The organism is Sphingomonas sp. GM_Shp_2 (assembly GCF_026540875.1).
Taxonomy (GTDB): Bacteria; Pseudomonadota; Alphaproteobacteria; order Sphingomonadales; family Sphingomonadaceae; genus Sphingomonas; species Sphingomonas carotinifaciens.
This window is the reverse complement of record NZ_JALNUQ010000046.1, coordinates 16,667-32,886: the sequence shown is the minus strand read 5'-3', so window position 1 is coordinate 32,886 and position 16,220 is coordinate 16,667. Positions and strand designations below refer to the sequence as shown.

Genomic DNA, 16,220 nt, shown 5'->3' with positions numbered 1-16,220 from the left:
TGGCGGCGGGTGGCCACCAAGGAGGATCGGGGACGGTTGCGGCGGTGGCGCGACGCATGGGTCGAGGCAATGGCGCAGGTACGGGCCAGCGAACATGCGGGGGCAGCGGCCGCGCTGGGCGCGCTGGCGGATGGCGACCGGGCGCTGGCCGACCCCGCGCTGCCCGATGGCGACTATCGCTGCCGCACGATCAAGCTGGGCGCCAAGGGCATGACGCGCCTGCGCTACGTCGCCTATCCCTTCTTCGGATGCCGGGTGTCGGAGGGCGGCAGCCGGCTGGTCAAGCTGGACGGATCGCAGCGCTTCGCCGGGCGGCTTTATGCCGATACCGATGCGCGCGCGGTGTTTCTGGGGACGCTGATGCTGGCGGACGAGGCGCGGCCGCTGGCCTATGGCCGGGACCGGGCGCGCGACATGGTGGGGATCGTGGAGCGGGTCGGGCCGGCGCGCTGGCGGATCGCGATGCCCTATCCCGCCTATGAATCGCTGCTCGACGTGGTGGAGATCGTGCCGGCGGGCTGAGCCGCGGTCACCGGCGCGATCGGCGGCAGCGTGGCGAGATAGGCCCTGCCGTGCTGGCCGATCGGGGTGACGCGGCCGGCATTGGCCGCGGCCACCGCCTTTAGATAGGAACGCGGCTTGCGCATCAGCTTCGGCTGGTCGAGCCCGGTCAGGCCGAGGCGGCCGGCCGCCTCCTTGACGAAATGGATGCAGTTGCGGGTGCCCAGATCGTAGCGGCTGTCGCCGCCATCCTCGCTCCAGCCGGCGATCAGGGCCAGGATCTCGCTATATTGCGCATCGGTCATCACCACCGAGAATTGCGCGTCGCTGCCCGCGACATAGCCGGGGGTGGGGCGATCGAGGCGGCCCGCCACCGACCCGAACAACAGCGCCGGGCTGACCGAGCGGGCGGTGAAGCCGAAATAGCTGTCGACCGGCGGGCCACCGGCATCGGCCACGCCCCGCAAGCTGAAAAAGGTGTGCGGGAAACTGTTGCCGAGCTCATGGCTCCAGAAGGTGATGGTGACCGCGGCCTGCGCCGGCATCGCCGATGCCAGCCAGAGCAGCAGGGGAGCGAGCAGGCGAAGGAGCGGGCGCATGGCCCATCATATCGCAGGTCGCGGCGCGAGCGGAGGGGCATTTTCGCGCTTTTCGGGGCGAATATAGATGGACGAGAGCATCGGTACGGCAGCGCGCAGATCATCCTCCAGATGCTCGATCAGCGTCTCCGCCTCGCCCATGGGCAAGTCGTCGACGAAATCGGCGCTGATCGCGGCGAAGATGCTGTCGGGCGCGGTATGGACGGTGCGGACATGGTTGACGTGCGTGATCCACGGCTGCGCATCGACCAGCGCACGGATGCGCTCAACGGTGACCGGATCGGCGCGCTCGCCGATCAGCAGCCCCTTGGCCTCGCGGGCGAGCAGCACCGCGACCGCGGCAAGGATCAGGCCGATCAGGACGGAGGCGACGCCGTCGATCCGCGGATCGGCATAGGCATGGCTAGCCCAGACGCCGATGCCGGCGATGACGAGGCCGGCCAGCGCGGCCGAATCCTCGAACAGCACGATGAAGCCGGCGGGGTCCTTGGACTGGTGGATCGCGCGCCACCAGCCGGTATCGCCCTTGGCCTTGGCGAACTCGCGCACCGCGATCGTCCAGGACGCGCCCTCCAGCAGAAAGGCGATGACGAGGACGATGTAGTTGACGGTGGGGTCGCGCAACGGCTCGGGCGTGCGGATGTGGCGCACCCCTTCATAGATCGACACGCCGGCACCGATCGCGAAGATCAGGATCGCGACGACGAAGGCCCAGAAATACAGCTCGCGCCCATAGCCGAACGGGTGAACGATATCGGGGGCGCGGCGGGCCTTTTTCTGGCCATAGAGCAGCAGTACCTGATTGCCGCTGTCGACGACCGAATGGACGCCCTCCGTCAACATGGAGGACGATCCGGTGATCCCGGCGGCGACGAACTTGGCGATGCCGATCCCAAGATTGGCGGCCAAGGCGCCGAACAGGACGATGTTCTCGCGGATGCGGGCGGTCAGGCCGGTGTCGGACATGGGAGCCCAAGCGCTTGCGAGGCCTTGCGGGTTCCTGCGCCGAGCGCGGTGAGTCGCAATTCGCTCGCACGGCGCGAGGCAATCGCTATATGGGGGCTTTGCTGTCCCCCATAAGGTGTCGTCGTGTTCAAAGGCCTTAGCCCCATCCTGTATAACGGCCGCGAAGTCTGGCCGATCGTCGAAGGGGGCAAAGGTGTGGCCGCGACGAACCACGCATCCGCCGGCGCCTGGGCCGCCGCGGGCGGCATCGGCACGGTTTCTGCCGTAAATGCAGATAGTTACGATGCAGAGGGCAAGATCATCCCGCAGGTGTACCGCGCGCTGACCCGGCGCGAGCGGCACGAGGAACTGATCGAATACGCGATCGAGGGGGCGGTGCAGCAGGTCAAACGCGCCTGGGACATTGCCGGCGGCAACGGCGCGATCAACATCAACGTGCTGTGGGAAATGGGCGGCGCGCAGCGCGTGCTGCAGGGTGTGCTGGAGCGGACAAAGGGGCTGGTCGCGGGTGTCACCTGCGGTGCGGGCATGCCGTACAAGCTGTCCGAGATCGCCGCCGAGCATCAGGTCAGCTATCTGCCGATCGTGTCCTCGGGCCGGGCGTTCCGCGCGCTGTGGAAGCGCGCCTATTCCAAGGCGGCCGAGTGGCTGGCGGGCGTGGTCTATGAGGACCCCTGGCTGGCGGGCGGGCATAACGGCCTGTCCAATGCCGAAAATCCGTTGAAGCCCGAAGATCCCTATCCCCGCGTCAAGGCGCTGCGCGAGACGATGCGCGAGGGCGGCATTTCGGACGAGGTGCCGATCGTGATGGCCGGCGGCGTCTGGTACCTGCGCGACTGGAACGACTGGATCGACAATCCCGAGCTGGGGCGCATTGCCTTCCAGTTCGGCACCCGCCCGCTGCTGACCCGCGAAAGCCCGATCCCCGAGGCGTGGAAGGCGCGGCTGATGACGATCGAGGAGGGCGACGTGCTGCTCCACCGGTTCAGCCCGACCGGTTTCTATTCGTCGGCGGTGCGCAATCCCTTCCTGCGCAACCTGGAAGCGCGGTCGGACCGGCAGATCGCCTTTTCCACGCAGGAAGCGGGCGACCATGTCTTCCAGCTCGACGTGGGCGTGAAGGGCAAGAATTTCTGGGTGACGCGCAACGACCTGCTGCGCGCGCGCGAATGGTTCGGGCATGGCTTCACCACCGCGCTGAAGACGCCGGACAATACGCTGGTCTTCGTCACGCCCGAGGAAACCAAGGAAATCCGCAAGGACCAGGCGGACTGCATGGGCTGCCTGTCGCAGTGCCTGTTTTCGAGCTGGGCGGACACCGAGACGAATTCGACCGGGCGACTGGCCGATCCGCGCAGCTTCTGCATCCAGAAGACGTTGCAGGAGATCGCGCATGGCGGGGACGTGGAAAGCAACCTGATGTTTGCCGGCCATGCCGCCTATAACTTCAAGCGCGATCCCTTCTATTCCAACGGCTTCGTGCCGTCGGTGAAGCAACTGGTCGATCGCATCCTGACCGGCGACTGATCGGCCGGGCCGCATACTGGGCATCGGGGCCGAAATCGCCTATTCTTCGTTCTAGGATGCGAAGGAGCATGATGCGATGATCGTCGGTTTCGTGGTGATGGCGTTGCAGGCGGCGAGCCCGGCCGCCGACGGCGCGCCGCCGGTCGTGGCACCGGGCATTCGCAAGGTCTATTTCTCGCGCGGGGTGGGCGAACTCCACCCCAATCAGCGCCCGGTGCTGGACGCAATGACGCCCGAAGGCGCCGCGTGGGCCGAGGGCACCACGCTGGTCTGCGTGCCCCTGGAAACGCGTGACGAGGCGGGGCGGCAGGTGGCCTGGAACCGTTTCCGGTCCGTGCGCAACGTGCTCCAGACCGGTGGCATCGATCAGGTGGAAATGGCGGTGGCGGGGGAGGGATGCGCGATGCCGCCCGAAACCGACATGCGCTATGCCGGTTTTGCCGCGGTCGCGATCGAACCGTTTGCACAAGGCACCGCGCGTCGCCCTGATCGGCCGCAGACCGACATCGCGCCGTTCACGGATCGCCGGTCGCGCTGGTGATACGGACTACCCCGATCGCCGGGGTTGCTCTAACCATTCGTTAACGTCTGTATCGGCATCGCCGGGTTCGGTGGTGCGAAGGGGCGGGAACATGATGCGGTGGATCGGGATCGGCCTGTGCGGCGCGCTGGCGGCCTGTGGCGGTGGGCGGCACGCACCCGTGCGTCCGGCGGTGACGCCGGTCGTGACCTCGCAGGAGGAACCCGCCTGGCGCAGCACGATCAGCCCCGGCGATGCCCTGCGGCTGGAAGGACTGCCGGCCCGGTGGGCGGCGGCACAGGCCGGGCTGGAGCGACGCGGCCGGGCGACGGTGGCGAGCGAGGGCGACCTGCTGCGCGGCGATGCGGCATTGGACCATGCCGCCTTGCCACCCGGATCGTACAAATGCCGATTGCTGGTGATGAGCGGGCGAGTGGTGCGGAGTTTTCCGGCATTCTTCTGCTATGTCGGCAGCGAGGATGGCGATCGACTGAGCTTCACCAAGCAGACGGGAAGCGCATTGCCGGGCGGGTGGCTCTATCCCGATGGCACGAAGCGCTATGTGTTCATGGGGGCGCGCCAGAAACAGGCGGGCGAGGGATCGCTCGGCTATGGCGAGGATCCGGAGCGCGACCTGTTCGGCGTGGTCGAGCGGATCGGGCCGTTTCGCTGGCGGCTGGTGCTGCCGGGCGAGGACCTGCAGGTCTATGAATTGACGCCGGTGCCGGTCGAGCAGCAGGCGAAATAAGAGGCCCTACGTCAGCAGTTCTTATCGAGGACTCTCATCCAATCCGTCCGTGTCGCGTAGCTCCAAAGGAGCGTATCGGGGGATCGCCGCCATGGGCGGCAACATACCTCTCGATACACCATCTCTATACGCGGCCTTGCCGCTAGCCCATGGCTACTCGACACGAACGGTTGGTCGGGTCAGGCTGACGCCTTTCCGTTTAGTCTGCGACGGTGCCGATCACGGCGCCGGCGGCACCACCGGCGGCGGCACCCTTTTCCACGCTGTTACCCGTGGCAGCGGCGACGCCCGCACCACCGGCACCACCGATCGCAGCGCCGCGCAGCGTCGAGCAGGCGGACATGGAGAGGGCGGACGCGGCAAGCGCCACGCAAAGCGCGACTTTCTTCATGGTTGGAAGCTCCTGTTGCGGTAAGTTGCAACAGGCCAATGCAGCAGGGCTGCAATCGGTTCCGATCAGTTAATTGATCTGGATCAAAACTTTGTTCAGGCCCAGCCGTCGAGAACCTGATCGGGCGGGCGATGGCCATCGGCCCACATGCGGATATTGGCGATCACCTTTTCGCCCGACGCGACGCGCCCTTCGAGGGTCGCCGAGCCCATGTGCGGGATCATCACCACATTGGGCAGCGCCAGCAGGCGCGGGTCGATCTGCGGTTCATGGCGCCACACGTCCAGCCCGGCCCCGGCGAGGCGACCGCCCTCCAGCGCATCGACCATCGCCTCCTCGTCAACGATGCCGCCGCGGCTGGCATTGATGAGATAGACATGGGGCCGCATCAGGCCGATGCGGCGGCGATCGATCAGGTCGCGGCTGTCGGCATTGAGGGGCGTGTGGATGGTGACGATGTCGGCGATCGCCAGCATCTCGTCGAGATCGGGGTGCCAGGTGGCGCCCAGTTCGTCCTCGATGCTGCGCGGCAGGCGGCGGCGATTATGGTAATGGATCGACAGGCCGAAGGCGCGGGCGCGGCGCGCGACCGCCTGGCCGATGCGGCCCATGCCGACGATGCCCAGTGCCTTGCCGCCGATACGGTGGCCGAGCATGCCGCCGGGGCTCCACCCCTTCCACTCGCCGGAGCGGACCAGCTTCTCGCCCTCCGCCAGCCGGCGGGGGACCGAGACGATCAGCGCCATGGTCATGTCCGCGGTATCCTCGGTCAGGACGCCGGGGGTGTTGGTGACGATGATGTCGCGCGCGCGGGCGGCGGCAAGGTCGATATGGTTCACGCCCGCGCCGAAATTGGCGATCAGGCGCAGGCGCGGGCCGGCGCGGGCGATCAGGTCGGCATCGATCACGTCGGTGACGGTGGGGACCAGCACGTCGCACGCGGCGACGGCGGCGACCAGTTCGTCCGTGGTCATCCGGGCGTCGCCGCGGCTCAGCCTGGCGTCGAACAGCGCGGTCATCCGGTCGGCCACCGCATCGGGCAGTTCGCGGGTGACGATGACCCGGGGATGGGGGCAGCGGCGCGTGTCGGACATGACGCCGGATTGAGCCATGCGCCCGCCAACGTCAACGGTGGTTGATGGAGCCGGGCGGCTCGGCGTAGAGCGCGGATAGACGAACTGGGGGCTGGTTGACGATGCGCAGGTGGATGGCGGGTGCCGTGGCGGCACTGGTGTTGGCGGGGGGGATGCCGGACCATGCCGGGGCGGCCGATGCCCCGGGCAAGCGGGCGCTGCCCTATTATGCCTCGATCGGGGCGGGGCAGGCGCGGATGCGCACCGGGCCGGCGCGCAGCTATCCGGCCAGCTGGCTGTACCGGCGTGTCGACCTGCCGGTGAAGGTGGTGGCGGTGTTCAAGGAATGGCGGCGCGTGCAGGACCCGGACGGCACCGAGGGCTGGATGCTGGCCGCGCTGCTGCGCGATACCCGCACCGCGATCGTGCGCGGAACGGAGCCGGCGCCGATGTATGCCCGGCCGAGCGACGGCGCCAGCATCGCGTGGCGCGCGGCGCCGGGCGTGGTGGGGCGGCTGAGCGCGTGCGGCGGCGGCTGGTGCCGGTTCGACGTGAAGGGGCAGGCGGGCTATGTCACCGTCGACCGGCTCTGGGGCGTGGAGCCGGGCGAGCGCCTGCCCTGAGGCGGGGCTAGAGGCGCTCCACCGCCATCGCCGTCGCCTCGCCGCCGCCGATGCACAGGGAGGCGACGCCGCGGCGTGCGCCGCGCGTCTCCAGCGCGGACAACAGGGTCGCCAGCACGCGGGCGCCGCTGGCCCCGATCGGATGGCCCAGCGCGCAGGCGCCGCCATGCACGTTCAGCCGCTCATGACCCAGGTCCAGGTCGCGCATCGCGATCATCGCGACGCAGGCGAACGCCTCGTTCACCTCGTACAGGTCGACATCGCCTGCCTGCCAGCCGGCCTTGTCCAGCGCCTTGCGCATCGCGAAGACGGGCGCGGTGGTGAAGCGCGCGGGCGCATGGGCGTGCGCGGCGTGCGAGACGACGCGGGCGATCGGCGTCAGACCGAGGCGCTCGGCGACGCTCATCCGGGTCATGACCAGTGCCGCGGCACCGTCCGAGATCGAGGACGCGTTGGCCGCGGTGATCGTGCCGTCGCGCGAAAAGGCGGGCTTCAGCGTCGGGATGCGCGCGATATCGCCGCGCGCGGGCTGCTCGTCGAGGGTGACCTGCGTGTCGCCCTTGCGGCCGCGCACGGTGACGGGCACGATCTCGCGGTCGAAGGCGCCGCTCTTCTGCGCGGCCTGGGCCCGTTCCAGCGAGGCGATCGCGAAGCGGTCCTGCGCCTCGCGCGTGAACTGATATTCCGCCGCGGTATCCTCGGCAAAGCTGCCCATCAGGCGGCCGGGCTCATAGGCATCCTCCAGCCCGTCGAGGTACATATGGTCGTACATCGTGTCGTGACCGATGCGCGCGCCTGCGCGATGCTTTTTTGACAGATAGGGCGCGTTCGTCATGCTCTCCATGCCGCCCGCGACGATCAGGTCGGCCGATCCGGCAGCCAACCCCTCCGCCGCCATGATCGCGGCCTGCATGCCCGATCCGCACATCTTGTTGAGGGTCGTCGCCTCGACATGGGTGCCAAGGCCGGCGCCGATCGCCGCCTGGCGCGCGGGCGCCTGCCCCAGGCCGGCAGGAAGCACGCAGCCCATCAGGATCCGCTCCACCGCGTCGGCCGCAACACCCGCGCGCCCGACCGCGCCGGCGACGGCGGCGGCTCCGAGCTCCGTCGCGGTGGCGCCTGCCAGGGAACCCTGGAACGAGCCCATGGGCGTGCGGGCATAGGACAGGATCACGACGGGATCGGTGGACATGCTTCTCTCCAGAGGACTCTGTTTTTTCGGGAGCGACATAGGGCGCCAAGCGGCCGGGGGATAGAGGCGGTCGATGCCGCGTTGAGGAACCTCGCTTTAGCAGAGGGATGCCGGCGCGATCATGGAAACGTTGATGACCACGCTGAAATGGGCGGCGGCCTTGTCGGGCATCTTGGCCGCCTTCATGGTGTCGCTGGATTTCGGGCGGCGGGTGACGGGATGGGGATTCGTGATCTTTACCGCGTCGTCGATCTGCTGGATCAGCGGGGCGATCCTGTCGCAGGATTGGGCACTGGGCACGCAGAATGTGGTGCTGTTCGGAATCAACCTGCTGGGGGTGTATCGGTATCTATGGCGGATGGTCGGTGACTGAGGCAGCCATCGCGCTCGGCCTGTTGGGCGCGATCCTGGGCAGTTTCATCGCGGCGCTGGTGATCCGGTGGCCCGAGGGACGATCGATCGCCACCGGGCGCTCCGCCTGCGACGGATGCGGCGTGACGCTGCGTGCGCGCGAGCTGGTGCCGATCGTCAGCGCCTGTATCCAGCGTGGCCGGTGTCGCCGCTGCGGCGCGGCGATCGATCCGGTTCATTGGCGGATCGAGGGGCTGGGGCTGGCGATCGGCCTTTCCGCCGGCTGGGTGGCCGGGTGGCCGGGCATGGCGGGGGCGGCGTTCGGATGGCTGTTGCTGGCGCTGGGCGCGCTGGACCTGCGCGCCTTCTGGTTGCCCGACCGGCTGACCGGGCCGCTGGCGGTGCTCGGGCTGGTCGCCGGCCTGCCGGCGCTTGCCGACCGGATCATCGGCGGGGTGGCGGGGTTCGGCGCATTGTGGGCGATCGCCTTTGCCTATCGGCATTTGCGTGGGCGCGAGGGGCTGGGCGGCGGCGACCCCAAGCTGCTGGGGGCGATCGGATTGTGGCTGGGGTGGCGGATGTTGCCGCCGGTCCTGCTGGCGGCGAGCCTGTTGGGGCTGGCCGTCGTGCTGATCCGGATGCTGCGCGGACACACGGTGCGGGCAAGCGATGCGGTGCCGCTGGGCGTGCTGCTTGCCGCGGCGGCTTACCCAGCCTGGCTGCTGATGGTAGAAGGGGGGCCATGATCGCGATCCTTGCCGCCGCTTTCGCTCCGTTCGCCGAGCCCACGCTGGGCACGCTGCCGGCACAGGCGCTGCCCAGCACCGGCTGTGCCGCCTATCTGTGGAGCCCGTCCGACCGCCGCTTCGTCGGCATGGCCGAGCCGGGGCGGCTGCGCATCGTGCTGGACGGCAAGCCGGTCGATCTGGCCGCCGCCAATGCGACGGGCATGGCGGGCCTGGGGCTGGCCGCGACCACGGTGTACCGGACCGGTGGCACGACCGCGACGCTGGACCTGACGGTGCAGCCGCGCGCCGACCTGACCGGCGGTGCGCTGGTGTCCGCCGCGACGCTGCGGCTGGAGCGCGAGGGGCAGGACGGACTGGTCGCGCCGCTGGCCGGGCTGGTCGGCTGTGCCGCCGATAGGGCCGGATCGTGACCGAGTGAAACCAACACAGACCCGAAACGTTACGGGTCGAGGTGGGGTTCAAACCGAACACGGGTCCCCCGCAGCGGAAAGGGGACTTCGTTCGCGTGGCAGTACTTCATGGCCGGCAATATTGGTTGGCGTTCGCTCTGGCGGCCGTGTCTCCTGCCTCAGCGCAGATCGCTCAGCCCGGTAGTGCGCCCGCGCAAGGCCCCGATGCCCCGCGCGCCGATGATCAGGAAGCGGACCCACAGGGAAACGCGCCGATCGTTCCGGAATCCGAATTCGATGCCGCGCTGCCGCCGCTGAGCGGCGACACCAATGCGCCGCTGGAGCCGATGATCCAGAATACTCCGGCGCAGCCCGCCGCCTCCGGCACGGCGACCCGCCCGACCACGCAGCCCCTGCCGCCGGCAAACGGCGCCACGGCGCCGCAGGTGGGCGACACGCTGGGCGCGCCCACCCCCGAAGATCCGGTGCTGGCGCAGCCGCTGGAGCCGCTCGCGACCTTTGACACCACCCCGCTGCAGACCGCCGCCGATGTGAAGGACACCGACCAGCCCGAGATCCGCTACGAAACCGCGGTCCGCGGGCTGGAGCCGCTGAACCTGGAGGACGAGTTCAAGTCGCTGTCGGCGCTGCGCGAGGGCGGTGGCAAGGCGGCGAATGCCACGCAGGTATCGGCGCGTGCCCGCGAGGACGAGCAGCTGGCGATCCGCCTGATGCGCAGCCTGGGCTATTATGACGCGACCGCGATCTCGACGGTGGAGCAGGTGCCCGGCGAGGATGGCAAGGCCGGCCGCCTGCGCGCGGTGGTCACCGCGACGCCGGGGCGGCTGTATCGCCTGTCGTCGGTGACCATCAACGCGGAGCCCACCACGCCGCCGGACCTGATCCGCAGCAACCTGCCGCTGAAGGTGGGCGACCCGATCGAGGCGGCCCGCGTCCAGGGCGCGGAAGCCAATGTCAGCCTGGTCCTGCCGCAGCGGGGCTATCCCTTCGCCAAGGTCGGCGAGCGCGACATCCTGCTGGAAGACGAGAGCCCCGAACCGACCGGTGCCTATACCCTGCCGGTGGAAACCGGGCCGCGATCGTCGTTCGGCCAGTTGACGACCAGCGGCGACCCGGTGTTCGATCTGGAGCATCTGAACGTCTTCCCGCGCTTCAAGCAGGGTGATCTGTACGATTCGCGCCTGACCGACGACCTGCGCGAGGCCCTGATCGCGACCAGCCTGTTCCAGACGGTGTCCGTCCAGCCGCAGCGAACCGGCCGGATGAACCCGGACGGGACCGAGCAGATCGACCTGATGGTGAACCAGAGCAAGGGGCCTGCCCGGTCGCTGGGCGGCTCGGCCGGGTATCAGGTCGGGCAGGGCATCCGGGTCGAGGGGACGTGGACGCATCGCAACCTCTTCCCACAGGAGGGCGCGCTGATCGCCAGCGTCGTCGCCGGTACGCAGGAGCAGGGTGCGAGCGGCACGTTCCGCCGTTCCAACGCCGGACGCCGCGACCGGACCTTTACCGCCGTCGCCTCCGCCAGCCGGCTGAATTACGACGCGTTCGACGCCTTTATCGGCACGCTGTCGGCACGGTGGAGCTATGATTCGACCCCGATCTGGCAGAAGCCGTTCACCTACAGCTACGGCGTCGAACTGACCGGGACCAACGAGAGCGTGTATGATTTCGCCCGCGGCGAGCGGCGGCGTGGCACCTATGGCATCGCGGCCCTGCCCGGACAGGTGGTGTGGGATCGGTCCGACAGCCTGTTGAACCCGGCCAAGGGCTTCCGCCTGAAGCTGAACCTCAGCCCGGAAACGTCGGTGCGCGGCGCGGTGCGCCCCTATGGCCGCAGCATGGTGGAAGGCACCTTCTACTACCCCGCGACCAGCAGCATCGTGATCGCCGGGCGCGCGCGCGCCGGATCGATCTTCGGCATCGACCGCGACGATCTGGCGCCGTCGCGGCGTTATTATGGCGGCGGCGGCGGATCGGTGCGCGGTTACGGCTTCCAGCGGCTCGGGCCGCTCGATCCGGACGGCAATCCGGTCGGCGGGCGCTCCTTGAACGAATTCGCGCTGGAGGCGCGCTACCGCTTCGGCAATTTCGGCATCGTGCCCTTTATCGATGCCGGCAACAGCTATGAAAGCACGCTGCCCTCCTTCTCCGACCTGCGCTTCGGTGCGGGTATCGGCGGGCGCTTCTATACCAATTTCGGGCCGATGCGCGTCGACGTGGCGACCCCGCTGAACAAGCGACCGGGAGACGGCAGAATCGCGCTCTATATCTCGATCGGGCAGGCCTTCTGATGACGGACGAACGGACCATGGCCGAGCCGCAGCCGGACAACGCGCATCAGGCGCCGGTGCCGCCCAAGCGCCCCTTGTGGCAGCGCGTGCTGAAATGGATCGGCATCGCCATCCTGTCGATCGTCGCCCTGCTGGCGATCATCGTGTTCGGGATCAACACCGATCCCGGCCGGCGCTTCGTGGCGGACCAGTTGGGCGGGTACACGACCGCATCCGGGCTGAACATCAAGGTCGGGCGGATAGACGGGTCGCTTTATGGCCGCATGACGCTGTCCGACCTGAGGGTCAGCGATCCCAAGGGCGTGTTCCTGTCCAGCCCGCGGCTGGAGGTGGACTGGCGCCCGTTTGCCTTTGCGAACAACCATGTCGATGTGCGCAGCCTGTCGGCGGGGCTCGTCACGCTGGCGCGCCAGCCCGAGCTGAAGCCGACGCCGAGCGATCCCAATGCGCCGCTGCTGCCCGATCTCGACATCGATGTGAACCGTTTGCGGATCGCGCGCTTCGTGATCGAGCCGGCGGTGACCGGCCAGCGCCATGTGCTGGGCATCGACAGCGCGGTCCATATCGCGGACCGCCGCGCGCAAATTCAGGCCTCCGCCAACGCGCTGCGCGGGCAGGGCGTCGCGGGCGGCGATTCGCTGCGCCTAGTGCTGGATGCGGTACCGGATCAGGACAAGCTGAGCGTCGATGTGAAGCTGTCCGCGCCGGTGGGCGGCGTGGTGGCGTCGATGGCCTCGCTGAAGGCGCCGCTGAACGTGTCGGTGGACGGCGCGGGCGGCTGGAAGGCGTGGAACGGGCGCGCGCTGGCGACGCTGGGCGGGGGTGAACTCGCCAATTTGCGGGTTGCGGCACGCGAAGGACATATCGAGGTTCGCGGACAGACGCGGCCCGGCCTGTATCTGGAAGGGCCAGTCGAACGGCTGACCGCGCCTGCATTACAGGTGGCGATCGATACGACGTTGAACGAGCGGCGGGCCGATACCCGCGCCAAGCTGCGCTCCGATGCCCTGGTGGTGGATGCGGGCGGTCTGATCGATCTGGCGAACAGCCGCTTCGGCAACTTCGCGGTCGATGCCAGGCTGCTGACGCCGGGCGCGATTGCGCCGAACCTGACCGGGCGGGACGTGCTGGCCCGTGTGGTCCTTGACGGTGCGTTCGCGACGCCGACCGTGGATTACAAAGTCCGCGCCGGCGCGATCGGCTTTGGCGAGACCAGTGTCGAGAACCTGTACGCCGAAGGTCTGGCGCGGGTGAACAGCGACCGCATCCTGGTGCCGGTCAAGGCGCGTGCGAAGCGCGTCGCCGGGCTGAACGCCGCGGTGGGCGGGCTGGCCAACAACGTCGCCATCCAGGGCGACTTCGCGATCGCGATGCCCAACATCCTGTCGGACAATCTGCGCATCCGCTCCGACAATATCGATGCGACCGCGGTGATCGTCGCGAACATGGAGACGGGTCGCTACACCGGTGCGCTGAAGGGGCGGGTAAACAACTACCGCGTGGAGAGCATCGGCATCATCAACCTGTCGACCGATGCCAATCTGGTCGCGACGCCGACGGGCTTCGGCGTGACCGGCCGGGTGGTGGCGCGTACCTCGCAGATCTTCAACGAAGGGGCACGCAGCTTCCTGGGCGGCAATGCGGCGATCCGCGCCGATGTCGGGTACAGCCCGGAAGGCATCGTCACCTTCCGCAATCTCCGGATGAACGCGCCGCAATTCCGCATCACGCAGGGGCAGGGGCGCTACGATCCGGCCTCCGGCGCGGTGGCGGTGAATGCCGATGCCTATTCCACCCAATATGGCCCGCTGTTCGCGCGGGTGACGGGATCGCAGACCAATCCGGTGGTGGTGCTGCGCGCGCCGCGGCCGGGCGTCGGCGTCGGACTGGTCGACCTCAATGCGCGGGTCGTGGGGCAGGGCGGTGCTTATGCAGTGAATGCCACCGGCGGCACCAATTACGGCCCGTTCACCGCGGACGTGCTGGTGCGGCCCGGCAATCAACTGGCGGTCGACGTGCGCCGCGTGCTGTTCGCGGGGATCACCGCCAATGGCCGCATCGTGCAGAGCCCGCGCGGGCCCTTTGCGGGCGGGCTGCAATTCGCCGGTCAGGGCATATCCGGTCAGGTGCGTCTCGCCGATCAGGGCGGCAACCAGCGCGCCGACGTGAATGCGCGTGCCTATAATGCGCGCGTGCCCGGCATGGTCGATTTCACCATCGGCCGCGCGCTGGCCAATGCCAGCATCGTCATGTTGCCCTCCGCTCCGCAGGTCGTGGCCGATGTGCAACTCGGCGATACGCGCTACGGCCCGACCGTGATCGAGGCGGCGCGGGCCAAGGTGAACTATACCGGCGGACGCGGCACGGCGCAGGCGCTGCTGACTGGATCGAGCGGCGTGCCGTTCCGGGTGGCGGCCAATGCGCAGCTTTCGCCGAACCAGTATCTGGTGGCGTTGCAGGGGTTGGCGAACGGGATCAATTTCCGCACCGCCAATCCGGCCCGCATCACCAATGCGAACGGTACCTATCGCCTGGCGCCGACGCAGATCACGTTCGATCAGGGATCGGCGCGTCTTGCCGGCTCCTATGGCGCGGCAACCCAGGCGCAGGTGCGGCTGGACCGGATGAACCTGGCGGTGCTCAGCGCCTTCATGCCCAATCTGGGCATCTCCGGGCAGGCGACCGGCAGCCTGGACTATGCGCAGGCGAGCGGGGCGACCTTCCCGACCGCCGATGCACGACTGACGATCAGCGGCTTCCAGCGTACCGGCCTTGCGGCGGTGTCGGAGCCGGTGGACGTGGTGTTCGCCGGTCGCCTGCTGGCCGATGGCGGCGAGGGGCGGGCGCTGGTGCGTCGCGGGCAGACCGTGGTGGGCCGCATGCTCGCCAATCTCCGCCCGCTGCCGCCGGGTGCCGGATCATGGACGGAGCGGCTGATGTCCGCGCCGCTGTCCGGCGGTATCCGCTATAATGGTCCGTCTGCCGTGTTATTCTCGTTCGCGGCGCTGCCGGAGCAGCAACTGACGGGACCGATCGCCATCGCGGCGGACTTCTCCGGCCGGGTGTCGGCACCGCAGCTGAACGGCCTGATCCGCGCCGACAACCTTACCTACGACAACGAAACCTATGGCACGCGCCTGTCGCAGATGCAGTTGCAGGCACGCTTCTCCAACGACCGGCTGGAGATAACCCGGATGCAGGCGCGCGCCGGCGACGGCACCGTGCAGGCGCAAGGAACGGTCGGATTGGCGGCGGACAGTGGCTATCCGGTCGATATCCGTGCGCAGCTGAACAATGCCCGGCTGGCGAACAGCGATGCGCTGGCGGCCACCACCAGCGGCACGATCCGGCTGACCCATGGGCGCGACGGCGGGCTGATCCAGGGCGACCTGACCGTGCCCAACGCACGGTATGAGATCATCCGCCAGGGGCAGGCCGAGGTGCCCGAACTGACCGGCATCCGCCGCCGCTCCGAACTGCGCCCCGGACGCCCCACCGACCGTCCCGCCGCCGCCCCCGTCGGCCTGTTCAAGCTCGACATCCGCGTCCGCGCCGACAACCAGCTGTTCGTCTCCGGCATGGGCCTCGAGTCCGAATGGGAAATGGACCTGCGCGTGGGCGGCACCAGTGCGGCACCGACGATCTCTGGCGGGCTGGACCTGGTGCGCGGTACCTACTCGTTCGCCGGCAAGCGGTTCGACGTGAACCGCGGCATCGTCCGCTTCCGCGGCGGCGCGCTGACCGATCCGGACATCAACATCCAGGCGACGACCACGACCGATGGCATCACCGCGGTCATTAACGTGACGGGCACCGGCCAGCGGCCGCAGATCGCCTTCACCTCGACACCCGCATTGCCGCAGGACGAGGTGCTGAGCCGTCTGTTGTTCGGGACCAACCCCGAGAACCTGTCGGCGACCGAGGCGATCCAGCTGGCCTCCGCGCTCAACTCGCTGCGTGGTTCGGGCGGGGGGCTGAACCCGCTGGGCAAGCTGCGCTCGGCCACCGGCTTCGACCGGCTGCGGGTGCTGGGCGGCGATGAGGCGACCGGTCGCGGCACCAGCCTGGCGGCGGGCAAATATCTGACCGACGATATCTATATCGAGATCGTCACCGATGCCCGTGGCTTCACCGCGACGCAGTTGGAGATCGCGTTGACCCGGACGCTGAGCCTGTTGACCGCCACCGGCTCGTTCGGTGGATCGAGCGGGGCTCTTCGCTACTCGCGCGATTACTGACGCGAAGGGGTGACGATGGGCGGCCGCCGGGACCATGC

The 16,220-nt window shown here is 68.7% G+C and carries 15 protein-coding genes; 10 read left to right on the top strand and 5 right to left on the bottom strand.

Going from position 1 to position 16,220, the window contains the following annotated elements:
• Positions 1-522, top strand: a 522-nt coding sequence (locus tag OXR08_RS14705) for a DUF4893 domain-containing protein (RefSeq protein ID WP_267351011.1), incomplete at its 5' end; no start/stop codon positions are given.
• Here the strand turns inward: OXR08_RS14705 and OXR08_RS14700 are convergent.
• Both OXR08_RS14700 and OXR08_RS14695 read right to left on the bottom strand, forming a co-directional pair.
• The gene (locus OXR08_RS14700; RefSeq protein ID WP_267351009.1) at positions 477-1,100 is read right to left on the bottom strand and encodes a hypothetical protein; all 624 of its coding nucleotides are present in this window, start codon (positions 1,098-1,100) and stop codon (positions 477-479) included. The genes OXR08_RS14705 and OXR08_RS14700 overlap by 46 nt on opposite strands.
• A gap of 6 nt (positions 1,101-1,106) precedes the next feature.
• Positions 1,107-2,066 (bottom strand): cation diffusion facilitator family transporter, encoded by a 960-nt coding sequence (locus OXR08_RS14695; RefSeq protein ID WP_267351008.1) that lies wholly within the window; start codon positions 2,064-2,066, stop codon positions 1,107-1,109.
• A gap of 123 nt (positions 2,067-2,189) precedes the next feature.
• Between OXR08_RS14695 and OXR08_RS14690 the strand changes: the two genes are divergently transcribed.
• The 3 genes from OXR08_RS14690 (at position 2,190) to OXR08_RS14680 (ending at position 4,861) form a co-directional block, all read left to right on the top strand.
• Complete coding sequence (locus tag OXR08_RS14690; RefSeq protein WP_112382208.1) at positions 2,190-3,593, top strand: nitronate monooxygenase; 1,404 nt, start codon at positions 2,190-2,192, stop codon at positions 3,591-3,593.
• Between the two features lie 76 nt (positions 3,594-3,669).
• A complete protein-coding gene (locus OXR08_RS14685; protein ID WP_267351005.1) occupies positions 3,670-4,134 on the top strand; it encodes a hypothetical protein in 465 nt (154 codons plus the stop codon).
• 91 nt (positions 4,135-4,225) lie between these two features.
• Entirely contained in the window at positions 4,226-4,861 is a 636-nt protein-coding gene (locus OXR08_RS14680) for a DUF4893 domain-containing protein (RefSeq protein ID WP_267351003.1), read from the top strand.
• Positions 4,862-5,060: 199 nt separating this feature from the next.
• Here OXR08_RS14680 and OXR08_RS14675 read toward each other — a convergent pair whose 3' ends face one another.
• Both OXR08_RS14675 and OXR08_RS14670 read right to left on the bottom strand, forming a co-directional pair.
• Positions 5,061-5,252 (bottom strand): hypothetical protein, encoded by a 192-nt coding sequence (locus OXR08_RS14675; protein ID WP_112382211.1) that lies wholly within the window; start codon positions 5,250-5,252, stop codon positions 5,061-5,063.
• A gap of 95 nt (positions 5,253-5,347) precedes the next feature.
• Entirely contained in the window at positions 5,348-6,346 is a 999-nt protein-coding gene (locus tag OXR08_RS14670; protein WP_267351002.1) for a D-glycerate dehydrogenase, read from the bottom strand.
• A gap of 101 nt (positions 6,347-6,447) precedes the next feature.
• Here OXR08_RS14670 and OXR08_RS14665 point away from each other — a divergent pair, with 101 nt between their 5' ends.
• Positions 6,448-6,948 (top strand): SH3 domain-containing protein, encoded by a 501-nt coding sequence (locus OXR08_RS14665; RefSeq protein WP_267351000.1) that lies wholly within the window; start codon positions 6,448-6,450, stop codon positions 6,946-6,948.
• Between the two features lie 7 nt (positions 6,949-6,955).
• Here OXR08_RS14665 and OXR08_RS14660 read toward each other — a convergent pair whose 3' ends face one another.
• Positions 6,956-8,140 carry an acetyl-CoA C-acyltransferase gene (locus OXR08_RS14660; RefSeq protein ID WP_267350999.1) on the bottom strand — a complete coding sequence of 395 codons (1,185 nt, stop codon included), beginning with the start codon at positions 8,138-8,140 and terminating at the stop codon, positions 6,956-6,958.
• 133 nt (positions 8,141-8,273) lie between these two features.
• On the opposite strand from OXR08_RS14660, the gene OXR08_RS14655 reads away from it, so the two are divergent.
• The 5 genes from OXR08_RS14655 to OXR08_RS14635 all read left to right on the top strand — a co-directional run bounded on the left by OXR08_RS14655 (position 8,274) and on the right by OXR08_RS14635 (position 16,182).
• Positions 8,274-8,513: a hypothetical protein gene (locus OXR08_RS14655; RefSeq protein WP_249042530.1), complete on the top strand. Its 240-nt coding sequence runs from the start codon at positions 8,274-8,276 to the stop codon at positions 8,511-8,513.
• Positions 8,506-9,237 carry an A24 family peptidase gene (locus OXR08_RS14650; protein WP_267350998.1) on the top strand — a complete coding sequence of 244 codons (732 nt, stop codon included), beginning with the start codon at positions 8,506-8,508 and terminating at the stop codon, positions 9,235-9,237. Before OXR08_RS14655 ends, OXR08_RS14650 begins: the two co-directional genes overlap by 8 nt.
• Positions 9,234-9,650, top strand: a complete 417-nt coding sequence (locus OXR08_RS14645; RefSeq protein ID WP_267350997.1) for a hypothetical protein — start codon at positions 9,234-9,236, stop codon at positions 9,648-9,650. The genes OXR08_RS14650 and OXR08_RS14645 overlap by 4 nt, the downstream gene beginning before the upstream one ends.
• Before the next feature lie 95 nt (positions 9,651-9,745).
• A complete protein-coding gene (locus OXR08_RS14640) occupies positions 9,746-11,944 on the top strand; it encodes a BamA/TamA family outer membrane protein (RefSeq protein ID WP_267350996.1) in 2,199 nt (732 codons plus the stop codon).
• A complete protein-coding gene (locus tag OXR08_RS14635; RefSeq protein ID WP_267350995.1) occupies positions 11,944-16,182 on the top strand; it encodes a translocation/assembly module TamB domain-containing protein in 4,239 nt (1,412 codons plus the stop codon). The genes OXR08_RS14640 and OXR08_RS14635 overlap by 1 nt, the downstream gene beginning before the upstream one ends.
• Positions 16,183-16,220 lie beyond the last annotated feature (38 nt).